This is a genomic window from Paenibacillus vulneris (genome assembly GCF_039543185.1).
GTDB classification, from domain to species: Bacteria; Bacillota; Bacilli; order Paenibacillales; family NBRC-103111; genus Paenibacillus_S; species Paenibacillus_S vulneris.
In genome coordinates this window covers 198,461-219,228 of record NZ_BAABJG010000014.1, presented here as the reverse complement: position 1 = coordinate 219,228, position 20,768 = coordinate 198,461, and the positions used below count along the sequence as shown (strand labels likewise).

Here is a 20,768-nt window from a genome sequence, read left to right as displayed (position 1 = left end):
GGCAATGGCTAGAAGGTGTATAGGATCAAGCGGTTGCACCTTAGGGCAGCAGAGAAGGGAGGGAGCGGGGGTTTTGGGAAGAGAACAAACATGTTAGGATTCAACGATTTTATCCTATTTTTGTACTACAGGATCACAGCCTGAATTCCATATAATGGGTTTACTTGTGTAAGCGCTGTCTTTCTGGACTACGATGGCGATACATGAAAAAAGATACTGTGGGAGGAAAGGTAAGGATGAGAAGAGAGACAATACTGCGGTGGCTGGTTCCACCCCTCTTGGTGGTCACTGTCACGGCGTGCAGCGGCGGAAACCAATCTGCTGCCCCCAGTCCAACTGCTCCGGCAGCGTTCAAAATGGGCACCGAGCCCGTAGAGCTCTTTGTCGTATCGGCAAGCGGTGATTCAGTTGAAAGCTTCAACGAACGGTTCCAGGATTTGATTGCCGCTAAATACCCGAACGTCAAGCTGACCTATCTGCCTTGGAAGAAGGAAGGCCCGTCCATTCAAGAAATGATAACTGCAGGCCAGCAGATCGATCTCTACTTTGATTCCATCGGGATCTTCAGCACCGTACAAAATTACCAGCTGCAAATGGATATGACCGACTTGATCAAAAAGCATAACCTGGATTTGGGAAGCCTGGAGCCGGTAACCGTCGATGCCGCCAAAATGGCTTCGGGCGGGAAGGAAATGTGGGGTGTCCCCGTATTCAACAATAACCTGATCCTGTATTATAACAAGGATTTGTTCGATAAATTCGGCGTCAGCTACCCCAAAGAGCAGATGACCTGGGATGAATTGAATGAACTGGCCAAAAAGCTGGGCAGATCCGATGACAGCAATGTGTATGTGGGCTATACGACCTCCGCTAACCACGCGCTTCGCATGAATCAATTGTCACAGCCCTACCTGAAGCAGGATGCATTGAAATCAGCCATATCGGGCGAGCAGTGGAAAAAGTACTATGAAACGGCCTTTCTCAACTCCTATAAAGCCGCAGGGCTTGACGCGTTTACCGCCAAAAATAACCGTATGCCGAACTTTCTGACGCAGGAGGCGGCTATGTTCATGTATTTGTCCTCAGCCATGTTCATCAATAAGGAGTATGATACGCTTAACTGGGATATGGTGCCGATCCCTACGTTCAAGGATATGCCGGGTGTGGGCTCCCAGCCGTACCCTACCTTTTTTAGCGTAACCTCGACGAGCAAGCACAAGGATGAAGCCATGGAGATCATCAAATATCTGGTATCGGAAGAAGTGCAGATGAAGCTGTCCAAAAAAGGCATTATGCCGGTGTTAAACAACGAGGCTGTGAAAAACGCGTTTGGTCAGGATAGCAAGTTTAAAGCCAAAAACCTGAAGGCGGTATTTACCAATAAATTCGCCCCTGTGCCTTACAAAACCAAGTATGATTCCTTAGTGGAAAAAACCTACAACGAAGCCGTCGGCGTTGCCTTGAATCAAGATATCAATACGGCGCTGCGGTCAGCTGAAGAAAAAGCCAATCAAATCCTGGCTTCGGAAGCGAACAAATAGACAGAACTCTATCAAGACATGAGATTGATGCCAATGAACAATAAAGACGCTCCTGTGGCTCATGAGAGCTGCAGGAGCGTTTTGAAATTTAATAGATTAGCTTCTTCCTATCCTCGCATGAGGGAGGGCTTCGAATGCCTCAATGGCGGCGTTGGCCACGATAACATCGTTCGCACTCGTGCTTCCACTGACACCGATGCCTCCTATGATTTTCCCGTTCCAGGTAATCGGCACGCCGCCGCCCAGAATAACGACCCTGCCATGGTTTGTCGTGTTAATGCCGAACGATTCTCCGTCGGGACGCGCGGCTTTGGCCAAATTGGCCGTAGGCACTCTCAATGCCAACGCGGTCCAGGCTTTGTCCTGGGCAATACTGATGCTTCCCAGCTTGGCATCATCCATTCGCTGGAATGCTAACAGATTGCCTCCTTCGTCGACGATGGCGATGACTTCGGCAATGCCGAGCTCCTTCGCTTTTTGCTCGGCTACCCTCATTAAATACTTGGCGATTTCCAATGACAAAACAGACATTTGCCTCGCTCCTTCAGTTACGGTCACTTGCCTATGGCATAGCGTATGCAGGGGCCGGGAGGAGGGTTCGGATCTATTTTTCGGTCATAGATAGCCGGGTCTGCCTGCATTACCATTAGATGCAGCTGGATAAATAGATGGAATTGTGCCATGATTGGATTATAATAGAGTAGATAATAATAGAGTAGAATCTAATCATAGAAGGATACAGCGATGAGAAAATTCAAAAAGTTTTATGTTGAAATAACGAGTGTGTGCAATTTGGCGTGCTCCTTCTGCCCTCCTACCAAGCGTGAAGCGACTTTTATCAAGCTGGATGCGTTCACCCATATTCTTGATGAGGTAAGGCCCTTTACCGATTATATTTATTTTCATGTCAAAGGGGAGCCGCTGCTTCATCCGAAGATTGACCAGCTGCTGGATTTAAGCCATGAGCGCGGCTTCAAAGTGAATTTGACGACGAACGGAACGTTAATCCCCAAGGTGAAGCACAAGATACTAATGAAACCGGCTTTGCGTCAGGTAAATATCTCGCTCCACAGCTTCGACGGGCATGAAGGCTCAACAGATAAGGAAGGCTATATTGCCAATGTGCTCTCCTTTGCCAGGGAAGCATCCGAGAAGAACAACGTCACCATTTCGTTAAGGTTATGGAACCTTACTGAGGATAATGCAACGAATGCAGAGCGCCAACGGAATCGAGAGATTCTCGATATGATAGAGAAGGAATTCCAGCTGGATTATAACATCGAAGAGAAGGTCGTTCGCGGCAGCGGAACGAAAATTGCGGACCGCATTTATATTAACCAGGATCATGAATTCCAATGGCCCGATCTGAAAGAGGATGAGGACGACGGCAGAGGCTTCTGCCACGGTCTCCGCAACCAGGCGGCTATATTGTCCAATGGCACGGTGGTCCCTTGCTGTCTGGATGGAGAAGGAGTCATTAATTTGGGGAATGTCCATGAGAAGCCGTTCGCCGAAATTATTCAAGGCGAGAGAGCGACAAGGCTCTACGACGGCTTTTCGCGGAGAGAGATCGTGGAGGAGCTTTGCAGAAAGTGCGGGTACCGCAGAAGGTTTAATGCATAATGATGCCTATACAGCATGTCCATTTGTGGGCGTGCTGTATTTTTTTACCATAAAATTCATAAGATCCGAGGTCATCGGATGTGAACATTCTATTCGGTGATAAAACCTGCCTCAAAACACGGCCGCACGTCTTTGAAGGGCCTCGATAGAGGTTTTCTCATATTTCGGGGCTCCCGCCAAAGCGCCTGAATCAGCTATGAAGCCAAGGCACCCCATGGTTGGGTCATGTTCTGTTCCAAATATGATAATGGAGCAAAAAGAGATGAAGACTGGACATTTTCTCATCTGCCTGTTCGGTATATGCTTCTGTATGAATGCCGGAATCTTTTAGAAAACAATATGGAGGTACATCATGCAGAATGATGTGACAGTATGGCAGGAAGAAGCTTCGGTGGAGCTGATACATGAAAGCATGGACATTCGAATAGGTTATCCGTCGATATTGGCACCGGGAGACCGTTACCCTGAGGTGGCGATTACGGCGGCTGAGCAAGGCAATGTTAGGGTCACCATAACACATCTGCAGTCCGGCGAGCTTGTGTTGTCCGCCGAGGTGCGGGATGTCGCGGCAAAGGTCCGAACGATGGTTGGTTTTCAGGAAGTCTGCGGACGGCAGGGAGGCTACAAAATCGATGTGGAGCTATCCCCGGCAGGAGGGGCGAGCCGCACCGATGCTTTTTATTTTACCGTCGTTGAGAAGCTTCCCGCACGCAGCAGCAGGGCCACTTATATCGATGAGGCAGGGGCTATGATCTATTTGCCCGATTATCGCGGCAACCGGCTTCCGGATTTCTCGGGAGTCGGATACCGCGGCGGCGGGAAGGCCATACCCGAAGTGCCTGTACAGGTGACGTTATCTCCGGTACCGGGAGATAATACGAGCCATATTCAGGAGGCGATAGACCGGGTATCCCGATTGCCATTGGATGCTAATGGGCATCGCGGTGCAATCCTGCTGACAAAAGGGATCTATGAGATCGCCTCCTCCCTCGAAATCAGAGCTAGCGGCGTTGTGCTGAGAGGAGAAGGGCAGGGAGATTTCCGCAAGCTGTGGCACGATCCGGACCAATGCTCGAGTCTTGAGCAGCTAAAGGAACGTTTGGAAGGGCAAGACGCCACGATCCTTATCACAACCGGGAGCGAGCGGCGCAGAATCATTAAAATTTATGGTTCGGAAGAGGCATTTCGGGAACGAATAGGCGACAGCAGTGAGATCACGGACAGCTATGTGCCAGTGGGAGCCAATACCTTTAGGGTGGAGGATGCCAACGGCTTTAGTGTTGGGGACGCTGTTATCGTGCAACGAAGCGGCAATTCGGCCTGGATACATGAAATCGGCATGGATCGTATTCCGCCGCGCTCCGACGGCTCCAGGATTACACAATGGTCGCCCTTCGAGCTGGAATTCGAGCATGTGATTACGGCGATTCAAGGCAATCAGATCACGGTGGATTCTTCCTTGATGAATGCGATTGAAGACCGCTGGGGGGGAGGCCGGATTTATAAATTCAATGATCAGGCCCGGATTAGTGAGGTCGGCGTAGAGAACTTAAGAGGGATAGCATTCTGGCTTCCGAACGGCGATGGGGTGGACGATACGCGGCATGCCAACGAATTCATCGATCTGGATTATTGCAGGAACGGCTGGGTCCGCAATGTGACGGCAGAGCATTTTAACAGTACGAATGGCGCCTTCCGAACAGGTCGAGGGTCCAAGTGGATTACGATTCAGGACAGCTCGTCCCTGATTGCAGACAAAAAATTTTATAGCGGCAAAGGCTACGATCCTACCGGCCGTACCTTCTATGAGACGAATATTTATGTCGGCCGTTACGGCTTCTATTTGATCGGACAATCCGGACTGGTGCTGCGCTGCTTTGCGTTGAATAACCGTCACGGGTTTACGCTTGGCTCCAGAGTAATCGGCCCCAATGTGTTTCTGGACTGCGAAGGCGAGCAGCCGTTAACCTGGAGTGAACCGCATCATCGGTGGTCGGTCGGAGGCTTGTACGATAACGTGCATGATATGATCTCCTTGATGAACCGTCTGAATATGGGCTCGGGTCACGGCTGGGCGGGAGCCAATTATGTGGCGTGGAATACGGAAGGGACGCTGGTTACGCATCAGCCGCCTACGGCACAGAACTGGGCTATCGGTCATGTCGGGAAAAAAGATCCGGGCGGCAATAGAGGTCCCGACGGCTTCTGGGATTCCCACGGAGAGCATGTGGAGCCGCGGAGCTTATATTTGCAGCAGTTGAAGGATCGGATGGGTGCATCTGCGCTGCAGCATATCGGGTATCGTACGCAAGATTGAGGGAGTAAGGCTTTGCTTCGGCAAAGCCTTATTTTGCATTTCAGAAGCTTTTCATTTGTGCTCCTTGAAGGATCGTTAGAATACTAGGTTTAAACGTAGCCGGTTCGTGTATCAAAAAGGCTCGGGTCCAACGCGGAGCGGGGAGGAAAGGTAGTCGTCAACGAGTATCGTTGACCGGATTCCGCTGATTGATAAGCCCCGAACAGGATCTCATGAACATGCAGCTGCTGCCTGCACGATTGGGCCGGCTGCTCGCCGCTTCTAAGACAGTGAACGAAGTGAGAGATCACGCTTTCCTTTTTTTGCTTGTGGATGCTCTCCAAGGGGGTGTAGCAAGACTCCAGCCCGCGCCAAGTTACTTGCTCTGCTCCGGGAACAGGTTCTCCTGTCGTATGGATCACCAACGGGAATCCGCTGTCATTCAGGGCCAAGGTTCCTTTGCGGCCATAGATGATGGTGTTGTTCTGCTTGTACGATAGTCCCCACAAGGAACGGATAACGGCATGCTGTCCGCCCGCAAATTGGACGATGAGTGTCACATTGTCGTCCACATTGCTGCGCACTTTTTTGCCCTCCCCGACAATTCGGTAAGGAATCAGCGTATTGACTTCAGCCATGACGCTGACTGCCGGTCCCAACAGTCCGACAAGACGGCTGACCGGATATACCAGGCAATCCAGAACGGCGCCTCCATGGGCAATCGATTTGTTGTAATACCAATTGTCGCGCCAAGGCCCCGGAAGGGAAAGCTGCGCTTCAGCCCCTGTAATCTTCCCGATATACCGCTCGTCAATATATTCACAGGCCGCCAGAAAAACGGGGTTCCAATCGAACGGCAGGCTCATGAAGATAGCATTCTTCTCTTCGGCTAGGGCCGTCATCCGTTGACAGTCCTCAAAGGAGGTGGCCATAGGCTTCTCATTGAGTACGTTCAATCCCCTTTCGAGCGCGGCAAGCACCGGCTCTGCATGCATGGAATGGGGAGTAGTGACGACTACGCCATCAAGCTCTTCCGTATCCATCATCACCCGGTAATCGTCATACCAGTTTGGGATGCCGTAAGCAGCAGCCTTTTTTGCCGCGTTGTCCTTATGCTTGGCACAGGTTGCAACAAAACGAACCCCTTCCATCTGGGCAGCCTGCTCGAAGTAACGGTTACTTACATGGCCGCTGCCAATCATGCCTAGCTTTATCGTTTTCATTGGATTCTCCTTTTTTCGGGATAGCAGATATAGATAGAACAAAAAATATAACATTTTGAACAAAAAAATGAAATGTTTTCCTGCCTAACTTCCATACAATAAGAGTATAAAAAGTAAGCGCTGTCATAACGAAAAGAATGCTCCTTGGTAACATGCCCTTACTGTTTTACCAGAAAAGGAGGTTATCGCATGCCGAATAAGAAACGATTGCCTTTGTTGGGAGCATTCCTTGCCTTAGCCGTTATGGCTTCCTGTTCGAGTCAACCCAAGGATGACCCTTCGACGACCCCGCCAAGTTCACCGGCTGTTTCCAAGGAGCCCGCAGCGGACAAGAGCACGGAGAAGGCCGAGCTTGTGATATACGGTGCGGCAGGCAACACGGAGGAGGAGTTCAATAACCGCTGGGGGAATGCATTAAGAGCCAAATTTCCTAACTACACCCTCCATTATATTGTAAATCAAAAAGGAAGCACACTGCCAGAGCTCATCACGGCCGGTCAGCCTATAGACATCATTTTCGATTCGATCGGCGGCGCTGCCGGCAGCCTGATTCAGAATGGGTTTCAATACGATATTTCGGAGCTTGCCAAAAAGCATAATGTAGATTTAAGCCGGTTCGAACCTACCTTTCTTGATGCGACGAAACAGCTGGGAGGTTTATACGGGCTTCCCGTTAACGGAGGCGGGCTCGTTTTATACTACAACAAAGATATCTTCGACAAGTTCGGCGTACCTTATCCGGTAGACGGCATGACCTGGGACGATCTGCTGGCTTTATCCAAGAAAGTGACGAAGAATGAGGGAGGGAAGCAGTATGCCGGCTTTGCCACCTCCGTTACCCACCCGATGAGGATGAATCCGATGTCGCTGGAGATCGTAGATAAAACGACGCTCCAGGCTGCTATCGATAATGACAAATGGAAGCAGTTTCTCCAAACTGTGATTGTAAGCCCTGTCGTTCAGGATGCAGGGTACAAGGCTTTTATCCAGGAAAAGAAAGGCTTGCTGTTCACGAACGATTTTGCCAAGGAGCAGAATTTGGCCATGTTTGTGATGAATTTCGGCCTGCAGTATGCGGTTAAGGAATTTGAAACGATGAATTGGGATATGGTCTCGCTTCCTACTGTGAAAGAGGCGCCGGGGATCGGCACCCAGCCGTACCCTAACTTTTTCTTCGTTACCGCGTCGAGCAAATATAAAGATGCCGCGATGGAGGTGCTGAAATACGTGACCTCTGATGAGCATGAAATGATCGAGTCCAAGAAGGGAAATATACCGGTGCTCAAAAACGAAGAGATCAAGAAGGTATTCGGTCAGGAGACCGCGTTTAAAAATAAAAATATGAAAAATGCGGTGTTTTACAACCGTTTCGCCTCCCCGCATGCCAGAACGATTTACGATGATAAAGTCATTGGCGCGATGGAATCGAACCTAAAAAAGGTCATTTACGGTGAAGCGGACCTGAATACGGCCTTCCGAATGGCGGAGGAGGAAGCCAACAAGGCGATTGAGGAAATGAAGCTGAAGAAGTAATTCGATCCGAGATCCCCTGGCAGGAAATGCCGGTTTTCCTATCATAACAGAAACTTCGGGGCTCGCCGCAAGCATCTCCATTTGCCTGGAAGCGAAGCCTCGATTTGGCGGATTTTAGTAAGACAAGCTGACTGAAAATTTCCGCAATTTAGGGTTGACAAATGGGCGGAAAGATCGTTAAATTAAATACAACTAAACACATAGGAATTATATAGTATCGACCGGTTCAACTGGAGATACATCCTCTTCCCCCGGGAAGCTGGATGTGTCTCTTTTTGTTTCTATGGACTTGCAGATAAAAGGAAATAGGGGGAAGCACTATGGAGGCTGCGTATGAACATTGAGAATATCGAGGCATTTGTGTATGTCATTCATTTTAACAGCTTTAACAAGGCGGCGGATGCGTTGTTCCTGTCTCAGCCCTCCATCTCGGCGCGAATACAGACATTGGAGCGGGAGCTGGACGTGAAGCTGTTCGAACGGGAGGGGAGGCATTTTACATTAACCGAGAAGGGAAAGCAGTTTCTCCCCTATGCCCAGCAGATTCTGCAATCGATGAAAAAAGGCAAGCAGCAGCTGCAGCAAATGAAAGCTACGCCCCATGAGGTGACCATCGGATGTACCATATCGGTATCGAACTACATTCTTCCCGAGCTGGTGCCGGTTATGAAGACAAGGTTCCCGGAGCTTCAGGTAAAGCTTCTCACAGCTTCAAGCGAGGCCATTATGGAGAAAGTCATGAGCAAGGAAATCGATCTGGGCTTGGTACGCAATATGACGCATCCGCACATAGACTCCGTGAAGTTTTACGAGGACCCTATCAGGTTATTTGTGCATGAAGGGCATCCCTTCTTAAGAATGAACCACGTAGCTCTTGAGGACGTAGGCCGTCAGCCGTTAATCTTCTTCGAGTGCGGTTCGCTGGATTGGATGAAGCTGCATCATTGGTTCGAAACGTTGGATCATCCCCCGAACATAGCTTTTCATATGGATAATTTGGAGACGGCGAAGAAGCTGATCATGAAACAGATGGGAATCGGCTTCCTGCCTTCGTTATCCGTAACGGAGGAGATTAAGGCCCGCAGGCTGTTTCCCGTCGATGTACCGTCACTCGCGAGTCTTTCCTTGAGAACGAACCTGATCGTACGCAAAGGGGAATATGCGGAGTTCTATAAGCCGTTTTTGGAAATGAGCCGGGAGGTATTGCTGCAGACGGCGCTTGCATAGAATGTTTCGATTTTATAATAGAAAAAGCCTATTAGCTGGCCCGTTGACGCTCCATTAGGGCGGTGATAAGCTTTATCCATGCAAATAAAACCGACAAAACCAATAGGAAATATGGTTAATGTGATCGAGAGGAGGAGAGGAACGTGGGGCTTAAATTAAGTATTTTAGACCAGAGTCCAATAGATGAAGGAGAGACAGCCGAAGAAGCGTTCCGTCATACGGTAGAGCTTGCCCGAAAAGCAGAGGAGCTCGGCTATTACCGGTTTTGGGTATCTGAGCATCATGACTCGGAAAAATTGATGGGGTCCTCCCCTGAAGTTTTAATTTCCTACTTGCTCGCCCATACGAAGCGAATCCGGATCGGTTCAGGCGGGGTCATGCTGCAGCATTACAGCCCCTACAAGGTGGCGGAAAATTTTAACGTGCTTGCTTCACTAGCCCCAGGCCGGATAGATCTCGGAATAGGCAGAGCCCCGGGAGGGCTCCCAAGGTCGACGAAGGCGCTGCAGCAGGAGAGCTATAGAGGGGCGAAGCCGCTGGAGGAAAAGCTCGTAGAGCTGGAGCAATATCTCAACGGCACGCTGCCCGAGAGCCATCCGCTGTACGGAGTTAAGGCAGTGCCGGCTCCACAAACGCCGCCGGAGCTATTCTTGCTTGGCACCAGCGCATCCAGCGCAGCATTAGCCGCACAAACCGGAATTCCTTATGTTTTTGCAAAGTTTATTAACGGCGACGAGGCTGTAATAGAGCAGGCCCTTCACACGTACCGGACCAAGTTTGTGTCTACACTAGGGTCGAAGCCGCAAGCGATATTAGGAGTGTCCGTAATTGTCACGGATACCGATGAAGAGGCCAAAGCATTGGCTGTAGATTCCAAGCATGTGAAGATCCAGCTGGAAAGCGGAAAAACGATCAACGTGAAAAGCCTGGAGGCGGCGGAGGAATATGGCCGGCAGTCCGATGAGAAATTTACGGTCGAGGTCAAGGATGCCCCTATCCTTCACGGGTCGAAGCATACGGTGCGCGAGCAGCTGCTCGAGCTTCAACGGCGCTATGATGTGGAGGAGCTGATCCTTATTGTCGCGATGAAAAGCTTTTCCGAGAGGCTTCATGCTTATGAGCTGCTGCAGGAGGCCTTCTCGGAATTGACCGTGTAGCTGTCAAAGCAAGACCACTTATCGAAGAAAATGACGAAACCAAACCAATCCAGGGAGGAATTCCAATGAGTAAAGATAGAAAAATCAAATTCGGTGCGATCATTCATGGGGTAGGAGGCAATATGGCGGCATGGAGGCATCCGAAAGCCATTGCCGATGCAAGCGTCAATTTCGATTTTTACAAGCAGCAGGCGCAAAAAGCCGAGGAGGGCAAATTCGATCTGGTGTTTATTGCGGACGGTCTGTACATTAATGAGAAGTCGATACCGCATTTTCTCAACCGGTTTGAGCCGATCACCATTTTGTCGGCGCTGGCCGCAGTGACCTCCCGTATCGGGCTGGTAGGGACGCTGTCTACGTCCTACAGCGAACCGTTCACCGTAGCGAGACAATTCGCTTCGCTGGATCACATCAGTCACGGGCGTGCCGGCTGGAACGTCGTCACCTCTCCGTTAGAAGGCTCCGCTCTCAATTTCAGCAAGACGATTGAAGAGCATCCCGACCATCCGAAGAGATACCGGATTGCGACCGAATACCTTCAAGTGACGAAAGGATTATGGGATTCCTGGGAGGACGACGCATTTGTCCGTGACAAAGAAACCGGCGTCTTCTTCGATCCGAAGAAGCTGCACCGATTGGATCATAAAGGGGAATTTTTCTCGGTTCAAGGACCGCTCAATATTGGCCGATCCAAGCAGGGACAGCCGGTTATCTTCCAGGCAGGCTCCTCGGATGACGGCAAAAACCTGGCCGCCAAGGAAGCCGATGCCATATTCACCGGACACCCGACCCTAGCCGATGCGCAGCAATTTTATCAGGATGTGAAGAGAAGAGCCGTATCGTTCGGACGTTCTCCAGAAGATATCGTGATCTTACCGGGCATCGGCCCGATTATCGGGCAGACTCACGAGGAAGCGGAGCGCAAATATCAGGAAATCGTAGACTTGATGAGCATCGACAAGGCGTTGGATTACCTCGGAAGATTTTACGATCATCATGATTTTACGCAATATCCGCTCGATGAACCGTTCCCGGATTTGGGCGACCTCGGCAAGAACAGCTTCCGCAGCACCACGGACCGCATTAAGAAGGAAGCGCAGGAGGAGGGCTTAACGCTGCGCCAGGTAGCTCTCAGAGCAGCTACCCCCAAAACGCAGTTCATCGGGACGCCGGAGCATGTGGCTGATCTTATACAGGAATGGTTCGAGCAAAAAGGAGCCGATGGATTCATCATTTCATCTGCGGTGCCGAACGGACTGAATGATTTTGTCGATCATGTCGTGCCGATCCTTCAGGAACGGGGAGTTTACCGGGAAGAATACGAGGCGGATACGCTGCGTGGTAATCTCGGCTTAAAATTCCCTGTAAACCGATATGCAAAACAGGAAATACGCAGTTAGTCTAGAGTGGAGTGGTTAACATGAGGAAGAAATCGATACATTGGATGAAATATATCGCGTTGGCCTCCGTCCTGCTGCTTGTTCTTTCGGGCTGCGCCAAGGATGCCGGGAATGCAGCGACGACGGGCTCAACGTCTAATGCCAACGGACAGCCGGGGGCACCGGGAGGGGATCTGACCTTCGCGCTGGCGACCTCGCCGGATACGCTCGACCCGCATCGGAGCGGTCTTGCCGTAGCCGTCCGGGTCATACGGACCATCTATGACAGCCTGGTCGTCCAGTTGCCCGACAACTCAATCAAGCCTTGGCTTGCAACCGAATGGTCCATATCGCCGGACGGCAAGAGCTACACCTTCAAGCTCCGCAAGGATGTCGTGTTTCAGGACGGGACTCCTTTCAATGCCGAAGCGGTGAAATTCAACTACGACCGGATCATTAATCCGGAGACGAAGGCTGGGAATGCATTGGCGCTGCTGCGGCCTTATAAGTCATCGGAAGTTCTCGATGAATACACGATCAGGCTGAATCTGGAGACGCCGTCGACGGCATTTCTCGGCAACTTGAGCCAGGCGCTGCTCGGTATCGTGTCCCCAACGGCGGCCAAGAAGTATGGGGACGACTTCGGCAAACATCCTGTGGGAACCGGACCGTTTACGTTCGTCAAGTGGAACGAAAATGCGGACATTCAGGTCGCGAAAAGCTCCAATTATCGTTGGGCGCCTGAGCTTGTGGACAATAAGGGGCAAGCGTATCTGGACACCATTACGTTCAAAATTGCTCCGGAGGAAGCGACGCGGATAGGCAGCGTTCAGAGCGGTCAAGTGCTGGCAGCGGAGACCGTACCGCCGCAAAATGTGCTGTCTCTCAAAAATGACCCGAAAACCCAGCTTCTTCAGGTGAATACGGTCGGATTACCGTACACGCTATTCTTCAATCAGCGCAGAGCTCCCTGGAATGAGGTGAAGGCAAGACAGGCGGTGCAGTACGGGCTGGATGTGGATGCCATCGTCAAGACGTTATATTTGGGTACTTACCCTAGAGCTTGGTCTGCTCTGACTCCGGGCATATTCGGATACGACGCCTCCTTGGAAAACGGCATCAAGCAGGATATCCCCAAAGCCAATAAGCTGCTTGATGAGCTGGGATGGGTGAAGGGAGCCGACGGTATTCGCGAGAAAGACGGCAAAAAGCTCACGCTGCATTATGTGGACGGCTCTCCGAACCGTGAGAAGCGCAACGATATCGCTGTGATGGTTCAGCAGCAGCTGAAGCAGATCGGCGTGGCGGTAGAGGTGGAGATAACGAAGGATACCGCTACGGTCGTCTACAAGAACGGGGCTCATGATCTGTACGGGAACAGTCAGGTCAACTCCGATCCTGATGCGCTGCGAAACTTCTATCATACGCAGGACCCGAATGCAACGAAGCTGACTATAGCGGGGGCAGCCGACCCCGAGCTTGATAAGCTGCTGGAGCAGGGAACGGTAGAGCAGGACCCGGCCAAACGCGCGGATATTTATAAAAAGGTCCAGCGCAATCTAAGCGATAACGCCGTCATCATCCCGATCTATGTATTCCCGTACACGATAGCGGCCTCCAAAACGGTTAAAGGTCTGAAGTTCGATTCGTTGGGTTATCCGTTATTCAATGATGTCACCATTCAAAAATAAAGGAGTTCATGGATATGATCAAGACACTGATTGAACGGCTGCTGTCCTCCATTCTAGTCATCCTGGGATCGCTGGTGCTCGTATTTGCCATCATCTATGTACTGCCCGGCGATCCGGTTCTCTCGATGCTTGATCCTTCCACGGCAACTCCGGAAATGATAGCCAACCTGCGTCATCAGCTGGGACTCGATCAGCCGTTCCACGTGCAATTCGGACGTTATTTCGCCGGGATATTGCGGGGGGACTTCGGCAAGTCGATGATCAACAGCGAGCCCGTGCTGCCGAAGATCATGAATCATTTTCCGGCAACGTTAACGCTGACCTTGGCAAGCACACTGCTCTCCGTTGTGTTTGGGGTCCTGCTCGGCGTATTGTCTGCGGTGTACCGCAACCGGTGGATTGACGTAGTGGCACGGCTGGTTGGATTATTCGGGATCTCCATGCCGACCTTCTGGTCGGGAATCCTGCTCATTCTCCTGTTCTCGGTCCAGCTGGGCTGGTTTCCGGCTATGGGCTCTGACGGGTTGGCCACTCTAGTCCTGCCGGCGGCAGCCTTGGGGATTGTAGGGGCCGGTTTTATCGTCCGCATGGTGCGCAACAGTATGGTGGAAGTGTTGAACGAGCCGTTCATCGTAACGCTTCGAGCCAAGGGATTGGCGGAGAAAAAGGTCATGTACCTTCACGCGCTGCGCAATGCGCTGATCCCGGCTATTACCGTCATCGGTATTCACATAGGCGATCTGATGGCGGGAACCGTCGTGGTCGAGACGGTATTCTCGAGACAAGGAATCGGGAGAATCATCGCTGATGCCATTATGGCGAGGGATTTGCCGGTCGTTCAGGGGGTTGTGTTTTTCTCGGCTATTGTCTATGTGGGCGTCAATTTTCTCGTGGACCTTTCTTACAACTACATTGACCCTCGGGTCCGCAGGTCCAATGCAAGCTAAATCAACAGGCTATGGATTTGACCATCATTCAGTACAGCTCTTGGGAGGGAAACGGTTATGAAGGAAGTGATATCATCCGCAAAAACCGTCTGGAAGGAAAGGAGTGAGAGCGCGCCTCGAAGGAAACAGGGTAGATCGCTAACGGCAGCGGAGCTGTTTGTCTGCGCTGCGTCTCTTATTGTGCTGTTCATCATCGTCTGCGCCGTCATTCCTGGGGCTGTCGCCCCGTATGCACCGACTCAGATGTTTACGGATCATATATTGCAGCCGCCCGGCACGGCACATTGGCTTGGAACTGACTATTTCGGAAGGGATATATTCAGTCTTGTCGTCTATGGAGCCCGCGATTCCCTGTTTATCGGCGTTGCCTCAGTGCTGGCTGGCGGGATTCTAGGAGGGACGATCGGAGCGCTATCCGGTTATGTCGGAGGCGTGCTCGATCAGGTTCTGATGCGGTTCATCGATGTGCTGATGACCATTCCCGGCATTTTGCTCGCCCTGGCTATTGCGGCTGCCTTAGGCCCTCATTTATTCAATATTGTATTCGCTGTAGCCGTGTCCGCAGTACCCGGCTACGCAAGAGTGATGCGGGGACAAATTATGAGTATCAAGAACCGGTCCTTCGTAACAGCTTCCCGTTCCATAGGGGCTTCGGCCTTACGGAGATTCTGGTGGCATGTGCTGCCGAATGCTTGGTCCCCGCTATTGGTTATGGCCACTATCGGGCTCGGTTCGTCCATATTGATTGGCTCGGGCTTAAGCTTTCTTGGGCTGGGCGTCATTAAGGAAATTCCGGATTGGGGCACCTTGCTGTCCCAAGGCCGAGGCTATTTGACGGTAGCCTGGTGGATTGCGACGTTCCCCGGCTTGGCGATTACGTTATTCGTCCTATCGGTCAATTTGATCGGGGACTATATCCGTGATCAGCTGGATCCGAAGAAAAGCAGGACATAGGACAGGGAGGCGGCATCAATGAAACCATTGCTTGATATTCAGCATTTGTCCATCGACTTTGCGACCAAGGAAGGGCCGCTTAGAGCGATTGCGGATGTAAGCCTGCACATTCAGCCCGGTGAAACCGTCTGCCTGGTCGGCGAGTCGGGAAGCGGCAAAACGATAACCTCCAAATCCATCATGCGGTTATTGGATTATGAGAACGGCCGGATCGCCGAAGGGACCATTACGTTTAACGGGGTAGATGTAACGGTGCTGCCTGAGAAAGAGCTTCGTTCCTTACGGGGAAAAAAGATAGCGATGATCTTCCAGGAGCCCATGTCGGCATTTGATCCTGTATTTACGATAGGAAGCCAAATAACGGAGGTCATTCTGACCCATAAGCAGGGCAGTAAGGAACAGGCGTGGGAGCGTGCCGTTCATTTGCTGCAAAGGGTCGGCATTCCCGAGCCGGAGCTGCGAATGAAGCAGTATCCGAATGAGCTGTCAGGAGGCATGCTGCAGCGTGCGATGATTGCGATGGCTCTGGCCTGCGGTCCGGAGCTGTTGATCGCCGACGAACCGACTACCGCGTTGGATGTGACCATTCAAGCGCAAATCCTTCATTTGCTGCAGGAGCTGAAGACGGAGTTTCGGATGTCCATTCTGCTAATCACCCATGATATGGGGATCGCCGCCGAAATGGCGGATCGAATCCTTGTCATGTATGCGGGCAAGGTGGTGGAGCAGGCCACCGTGCAGCAGCTGTTCGAGCTGCCCCATCATCCTTATACCAGAGGATTGCTGCAATCCATTACAACGCTGGACAGCGAGCATGGAGCGAAGCTGTTCTCCATAGAGGGCTCGATCCCGAGCCTGGCGGAGCTTCCTCCGGGCTGCCGGTTTCATCCCAGATGCCCATACGCTGCTGAACGCTGCGTGAAGGATAGCCCTCCTCTGTTTCATGTGAACGGCAGGCAATCCGCCTGCTGGTATGCAGAGGAGCTCGTTCAAGAGGAGGATTGGATGGCTTCTGTGCCTGCCGCCTCCATCTCAGCGAATCCAGAAGTAACGGTCCATTCTGCTCTATCGGACACCGAAGTCCCAGAGCCCTCAACGGCTCCGGTCCATTTGATCGAGGTGGAACGGCTCAGCAAATATTATCCGATTAAAAAAAGCGGGCTGCGACGCCCTTCGTCCTTTATTCATGCGGTCGATGAGGTGAGCTTTACGATTCGGAAGGGGGAAACGTTCGGCCTGGTCGGAGAGTCTGGGAGCGGCAAATCGACGCTCGGGCGATTAATCCTTCAGCTGGAAAAGGCAACATCAGGCAAGGTTCGCTTTCTGGGCGAGGAGATCACAAATTCCCAATCGCTTGACATGCTGAGAACCCGGCGTAACATGCAGATGATTTTTCAGGATCCGTACGGCTCCGTCAATCCCCGGTGGAAGATCGGTGAGATTATCGCCGAGCCGTTAAAGGTGCATCGGACGGTCAGTGCCGGCGAAAAGCGCAGCCGGGTAGAGGAGCTGCTGCAGGCCGTCGGATTGAATCCGGCTTGGTATGACCGATACCCGCATGAATTCTCGGGCGGACAAAGGCAGCGTATCGGGATCGCCCGGGCCCTCGCGTTGAACCCGCAGTTTATTCTCGCTGACGAGGCGGTCTCCGCATTGGACGTATCCGTTCAAGCGCAAATCATCAATTTGCTCCAGGAGCTCCAGCGGGAGCGCGGATTGACGTATTTGTTTATCGCTCACGGCTTGAATATCGTCCGCCATATATCAGACCGGATCGGGGTTATGTACCTCGGCAAGCTGGTGGAGGTGGCTCCCGGCAAAGAGCTTTTCAAGCATCCGGTTCACCCCTATACCAAAGGGCTTATTGCGTCCATTCCGACAGCCGATCCGACCCGCAGAAAACCGTTCGTATCGATTCAAGGGGAAATTCCTTCCCCCTCCAATCCTCCGGCGGGCTGCCGTTTCCATACGAGATGCCCGGCTGCAACGGCCCTATGTCGGAGTGTAGAGCCGGAATTAACGCAGGTCGCAGAAGGACGCTGGGCTGCATGTCATTATCCGTTATAGCGAACCATTAGGCAATCCCCCGTTATGACGATGAAACCAAAGGAGATGATCTATTTTGATGAAGAAAACCATCGCAGCATCCGTACTTGCACTTGTCCTGCTTGCATCGGGATGCGGTACAGCGCCGGCATCCAAGGATGCCGCTTCCGATAAAACGGCCGCCGCAGGCGCCGTGAAGCCCAAGAAAATCATCGTCGGTACGGGGACACAGTTCGCAAACATTTGCTTTATCGACGACAAGGGCAATTTGACAGGCTATGATGTGGAGCTCGTCAAGGAAATTGATAAGAGGCTGCCTGAATACGAATTCGAGTTCAAAACGATGGACTTCGCTAACCTGCTGCTCAGCCTTGAAACGAAGAAAATCGATTTTATCGCCCATCAGATGGAAGTAAACAAGGAACGCCAGGAGAAATTTTTGTTCAATGATGAAGCCTATAACATTTTCCCTAACAAGGTTGTCGTCCATAAGGACCGGAACGATATTAACTCTATAGACGATTTGAAGGGGAAAAAAGTCATCGTGGGGGCGACAAGCAACGCATCGGTTCTGCTGCAGGATTACAACAAAACTCATAACGATGCCATTAATATCGTCTATTCGGGAAGCGGCGGAACGAACGATGTCATTGCCCAGTTGAAGGCCGGGCGTGTCGATGCGACGATAAGCACGCAGTTCGCTGTAGACCAGCGCAATGAGAGTGCCGATGCCCAGCAGAAAACCGTCGGGCCTGCTATCTCCAACTCCAAGGTGTACTTTATTCTCCGTAAAGATGAGGAAGAGCTGAAGGCCAAAATCGACGAAGCGATTAAATCCATCAAGAAAGACGGAACGTTATCCAAGCTGAGCACCAAATGGCTCGGGGCTGACTATACCGTCTCGGAATAACAAGGACGCTGCGGTCAGAAAGGAACGCGATGTACGATGGGCAAATCGTTTGATATTCAGCTGGTAGCGGTGTTTCTGCCTAAATTATTGTCTTACCTGCACATTACGCTGTTCATCCTGGCTGCCTCTCTGCTGCTCGGGATACTGATCGGATTTATGATCGTCCTGCCGAGATTGTACCAGGTTCCCGTGCTGAATCGGCTGGTCATCATCTATGTTTCGTTCATCCGGGGCACGCCGATCATTATTCAGCTGTTCCTGGTCTACTACGGGCTGCCGGAAGTGCTGCATCTGCTCCATATCGATGTAACGAGCGTGGAAGCCATCATATTCGTTATCATCACGTATGGGCTGCACATAGGGGCTTACGTGTGCGAAATCGTCCGCTCGGCGGTGAACAGCGTGGAGCGAGGGCAGCTGGAAGCAGCCTATTCGACCGGGATGACAGGGAAAGACGCCTTCTTGCGTATCGTGCTGCCTCAAGCCATGGCTATTGCGCTTCCGAACTTCGGCAATCTGGTCATTTCCAGCATGAAGGATACGTCGTTAGCCTTTTCCATCGGGGTCATGGATATGGTAGGGCGAGCGGAGACACTGCTAACGACAAACCATTTTTTGGAAATTTATATTGCGCTGGCCATCATCTACTATGCTCTGTGCATTGTGCTGGAACGATTGTTTGCCGTTTCGGAGAGAAGGCTTTTGCGGCATGAACGTAAGCTGGGAGCCGGTCAGACAGGAGGGCTGCATTATGGCGTTTGATATTGCTTTTATCGGCAAAGCGTTTGTCGAGATCATTAAGGCACTTCCTCTGACGCTGGCGGTTTCCCTGGTTCCTCTGCTGTTCGGCTTCGTTCTCGGCACCGGCATAGCGCTCGTTCGAATTTACCGAATCCGATTCATTCACTGGCTAGCCGGCTTCTATGTCTCCTTCGTCCGCGGAACGCCGCTGCTGCTGCATATTATGCTCATTTACTTCGGTCTGCCGATGCTATTCGATTACCTGTCCGACCTGTACGGCTGGGGAATCCGGTCCAAATCCGTACCGCTGGTGACCTTTATCCTTATCGCCTTTTCACTGAACTCCGCTGCGTATATGTCGGAAGCGATCCGCTCAGGTATTTTATCCGTATCGCACGGTCAGATGGAGGCTGCCTATTCGGTGGGGATGACTACAGCCCAAGGCTTGAGGCGGGTCGTTATCCCGCAGGCGCTTATGGCCAGCTTGCCCAATTTGCTGCATAAGTTCATAGGGCTGCTGCACGGCTCGTCACTTGCTTTTACCATTTCCCTGGTTGAGCTGAACGGCAAAGCGCATATCGTCGCCACCTCCAACCTGAAGTTTCTCGAGGCCTTTATTGCCGCAGCGCTGATTTATTGGGGATTGACCCTCATTTCGGAAAAGATTACGTCCATGCTGGAGCATCGTTTAAATCGGTACAACCGGGGGGGAGTGGCATGATTCAACTTAGCAATATTCAGAAATCGTTCGGTAAGCATCAGGTGCTGCGCGGCATCGATCTTACGGTAAGCAAAGGGGATGTCGTCGTCATCCTGGGACCGAGCGGTTCGGGCAAAACAACGCTTCTGCGCTGCATTAACTTTTTGGAGAGACCGAACGACGGCGAGGTGCGGATCGGGGATTACCGGGTGCAATGCAAGCATCCGAGCAAAACGGATATTTTGACGCTGCGCCGTAAGACGGCGATGGTGTTTCAGCACTACAACTTGTTCAAGCACAAAACGGTTATCGAAAATGTGATGGAGGGACTTGTCGTCGTTCAAAAGCTGTCGAAGGAGGAGGCGCGCAGAAAAAGCCTGCTCATGCTGGAGAAGGTCGGCTTGTCGCATAAGATAGACGCTTATCCGGTTGAGCTGTCGGGCGGTCAGCAGCAGCGGGTGGGAATTGCCCGGGCGCTTGCGCTCAATCCGGAGGTGATTCTGTTCGATGAACCGACGTCCGCCCTTGATCCCGAGCTTGTAGGCGAGGTGCTGTCCGTGATCCGCCGTATCGCCCGGGAAGGGGTCACGATGATTGTGGTAACGCATGAGATGAGCTTCGCGCGCGACGTCTCCAATCATGTGGTGTTCATGGATGAAGGGAGAATCGTGGAGGAGGGCAATCCCGAGGATATTTTTGCAAGGCCGAAGGAAGAACGTACGAAGCAGTTTTTGAAGCGGATAACTCCGGAATGGAGCTACGTGATCTAGATCGGCTGCAGGTCTATACGTAAATCCATC

At 51.7% G+C, this 20,768-nt stretch carries 17 protein-coding genes; 15 read left to right on the top strand and 2 right to left on the bottom strand.

The window, feature by feature from the left end; all coding sequences use genetic code 11:
- The first annotated feature begins 236 nt into the window (after nucleotides 1-236).
- A complete protein-coding gene (locus tag ABEA66_RS13235; RefSeq protein WP_345587889.1) occupies nucleotides 237-1,541 on the top strand; it encodes an ABC transporter substrate-binding protein in 1,305 nt (434 codons plus the stop codon).
- 96 nt (nucleotides 1,542-1,637) lie between these two features.
- On the opposite strand, the gene ABEA66_RS13230 is transcribed toward ABEA66_RS13235, so the two are convergent.
- The gene (locus ABEA66_RS13230) at nucleotides 1,638-2,072 is read right to left on the bottom strand and encodes a GlcG/HbpS family heme-binding protein (protein WP_345587888.1); all 435 of its coding nucleotides are present in this window, start codon (nucleotides 2,070-2,072) and stop codon (nucleotides 1,638-1,640) included.
- 213 nt (nucleotides 2,073-2,285) lie between these two features.
- On the opposite strand from ABEA66_RS13230, the gene ABEA66_RS13225 reads away from it, so the two are divergent.
- Nucleotides 2,286-3,164 carry a radical SAM/SPASM domain-containing protein gene (locus tag ABEA66_RS13225; RefSeq protein ID WP_079910969.1) on the top strand — a complete coding sequence of 293 codons (879 nt, stop codon included), beginning with the start codon at nucleotides 2,286-2,288 and terminating at the stop codon, nucleotides 3,162-3,164.
- Between the two features lie 352 nt (nucleotides 3,165-3,516).
- Complete coding sequence (locus ABEA66_RS13220; RefSeq protein ID WP_345587887.1) at nucleotides 3,517-5,481, top strand: hypothetical protein; 1,965 nt, start codon at nucleotides 3,517-3,519, stop codon at nucleotides 5,479-5,481.
- A gap of 89 nt (nucleotides 5,482-5,570) precedes the next feature.
- On the opposite strand, the gene ABEA66_RS13215 is transcribed toward ABEA66_RS13220, so the two are convergent.
- Nucleotides 5,571-6,683 carry a Gfo/Idh/MocA family protein gene (locus tag ABEA66_RS13215; protein WP_345587886.1) on the bottom strand — a complete coding sequence of 371 codons (1,113 nt, stop codon included), beginning with the start codon at nucleotides 6,681-6,683 and terminating at the stop codon, nucleotides 5,571-5,573.
- Between the two features lie 189 nt (nucleotides 6,684-6,872).
- On the opposite strand from ABEA66_RS13215, the gene ABEA66_RS13210 reads away from it, so the two are divergent.
- The 12 genes from ABEA66_RS13210 (at nucleotide 6,873) to ABEA66_RS13155 (ending at nucleotide 20,738) form a co-directional block, all read left to right on the top strand.
- A complete protein-coding gene (locus ABEA66_RS13210) occupies nucleotides 6,873-8,216 on the top strand; it encodes an ABC transporter substrate-binding protein (protein WP_345587885.1) in 1,344 nt (447 codons plus the stop codon).
- Between the two features lie 333 nt (nucleotides 8,217-8,549).
- Nucleotides 8,550-9,443 carry a LysR family transcriptional regulator gene (locus tag ABEA66_RS13205; protein ID WP_345587884.1) on the top strand — a complete coding sequence of 298 codons (894 nt, stop codon included), beginning with the start codon at nucleotides 8,550-8,552 and terminating at the stop codon, nucleotides 9,441-9,443.
- Nucleotides 9,444-9,586: 143 nt separating this feature from the next.
- The gene (locus tag ABEA66_RS13200) at nucleotides 9,587-10,600 is read left to right on the top strand and encodes an LLM class flavin-dependent oxidoreductase (protein ID WP_345587883.1); all 1,014 of its coding nucleotides are present in this window, start codon (nucleotides 9,587-9,589) and stop codon (nucleotides 10,598-10,600) included.
- A gap of 65 nt (nucleotides 10,601-10,665) precedes the next feature.
- Entirely contained in the window at nucleotides 10,666-12,000 is a 1,335-nt protein-coding gene (locus ABEA66_RS13195) for an LLM class flavin-dependent oxidoreductase (protein WP_345587882.1), read from the top strand.
- Nucleotides 12,001-12,020: 20 nt separating this feature from the next.
- Complete coding sequence (locus tag ABEA66_RS13190; protein ID WP_345587881.1) at nucleotides 12,021-13,670, top strand: ABC transporter substrate-binding protein; 1,650 nt, start codon at nucleotides 12,021-12,023, stop codon at nucleotides 13,668-13,670.
- Between the two features lie 14 nt (nucleotides 13,671-13,684).
- Nucleotides 13,685-14,617: an ABC transporter permease gene (locus ABEA66_RS13185; RefSeq protein WP_079910961.1), complete on the top strand. Its 933-nt coding sequence runs from the start codon at nucleotides 13,685-13,687 to the stop codon at nucleotides 14,615-14,617.
- Nucleotides 14,618-14,674: 57 nt separating this feature from the next.
- Nucleotides 14,675-15,571, top strand: a complete 897-nt coding sequence (locus ABEA66_RS13180) for an ABC transporter permease (RefSeq protein WP_079910960.1) — start codon at nucleotides 14,675-14,677, stop codon at nucleotides 15,569-15,571.
- An 18-nt stretch (nucleotides 15,572-15,589) separates the two neighbouring features.
- Entirely contained in the window at nucleotides 15,590-17,638 is a 2,049-nt protein-coding gene (locus tag ABEA66_RS13175) for an ABC transporter ATP-binding protein (RefSeq protein ID WP_345587880.1), read from the top strand.
- 58 nt (nucleotides 17,639-17,696) lie between these two features.
- A complete protein-coding gene (locus ABEA66_RS13170) occupies nucleotides 17,697-18,527 on the top strand; it encodes a transporter substrate-binding domain-containing protein (protein ID WP_192704511.1) in 831 nt (276 codons plus the stop codon).
- 36 nt (nucleotides 18,528-18,563) lie between these two features.
- Nucleotides 18,564-19,289, top strand: coding sequence for an amino acid ABC transporter permease (locus ABEA66_RS13165; RefSeq protein WP_345587879.1), 726 nt, complete (start codon nucleotides 18,564-18,566; stop codon nucleotides 19,287-19,289).
- The gene (locus ABEA66_RS13160) at nucleotides 19,237-19,989 is read left to right on the top strand and encodes an amino acid ABC transporter permease (protein WP_345587878.1); all 753 of its coding nucleotides are present in this window, start codon (nucleotides 19,237-19,239) and stop codon (nucleotides 19,987-19,989) included. The genes ABEA66_RS13165 and ABEA66_RS13160 overlap by 53 nt, the downstream gene beginning before the upstream one ends.
- Entirely contained in the window at nucleotides 19,986-20,738 is a 753-nt protein-coding gene (locus tag ABEA66_RS13155; protein WP_079910955.1) for an amino acid ABC transporter ATP-binding protein, read from the top strand. Before ABEA66_RS13160 ends, ABEA66_RS13155 begins: the two co-directional genes overlap by 4 nt.
- The last annotated feature ends 30 nt before the right edge of the window (nucleotides 20,739-20,768 follow it).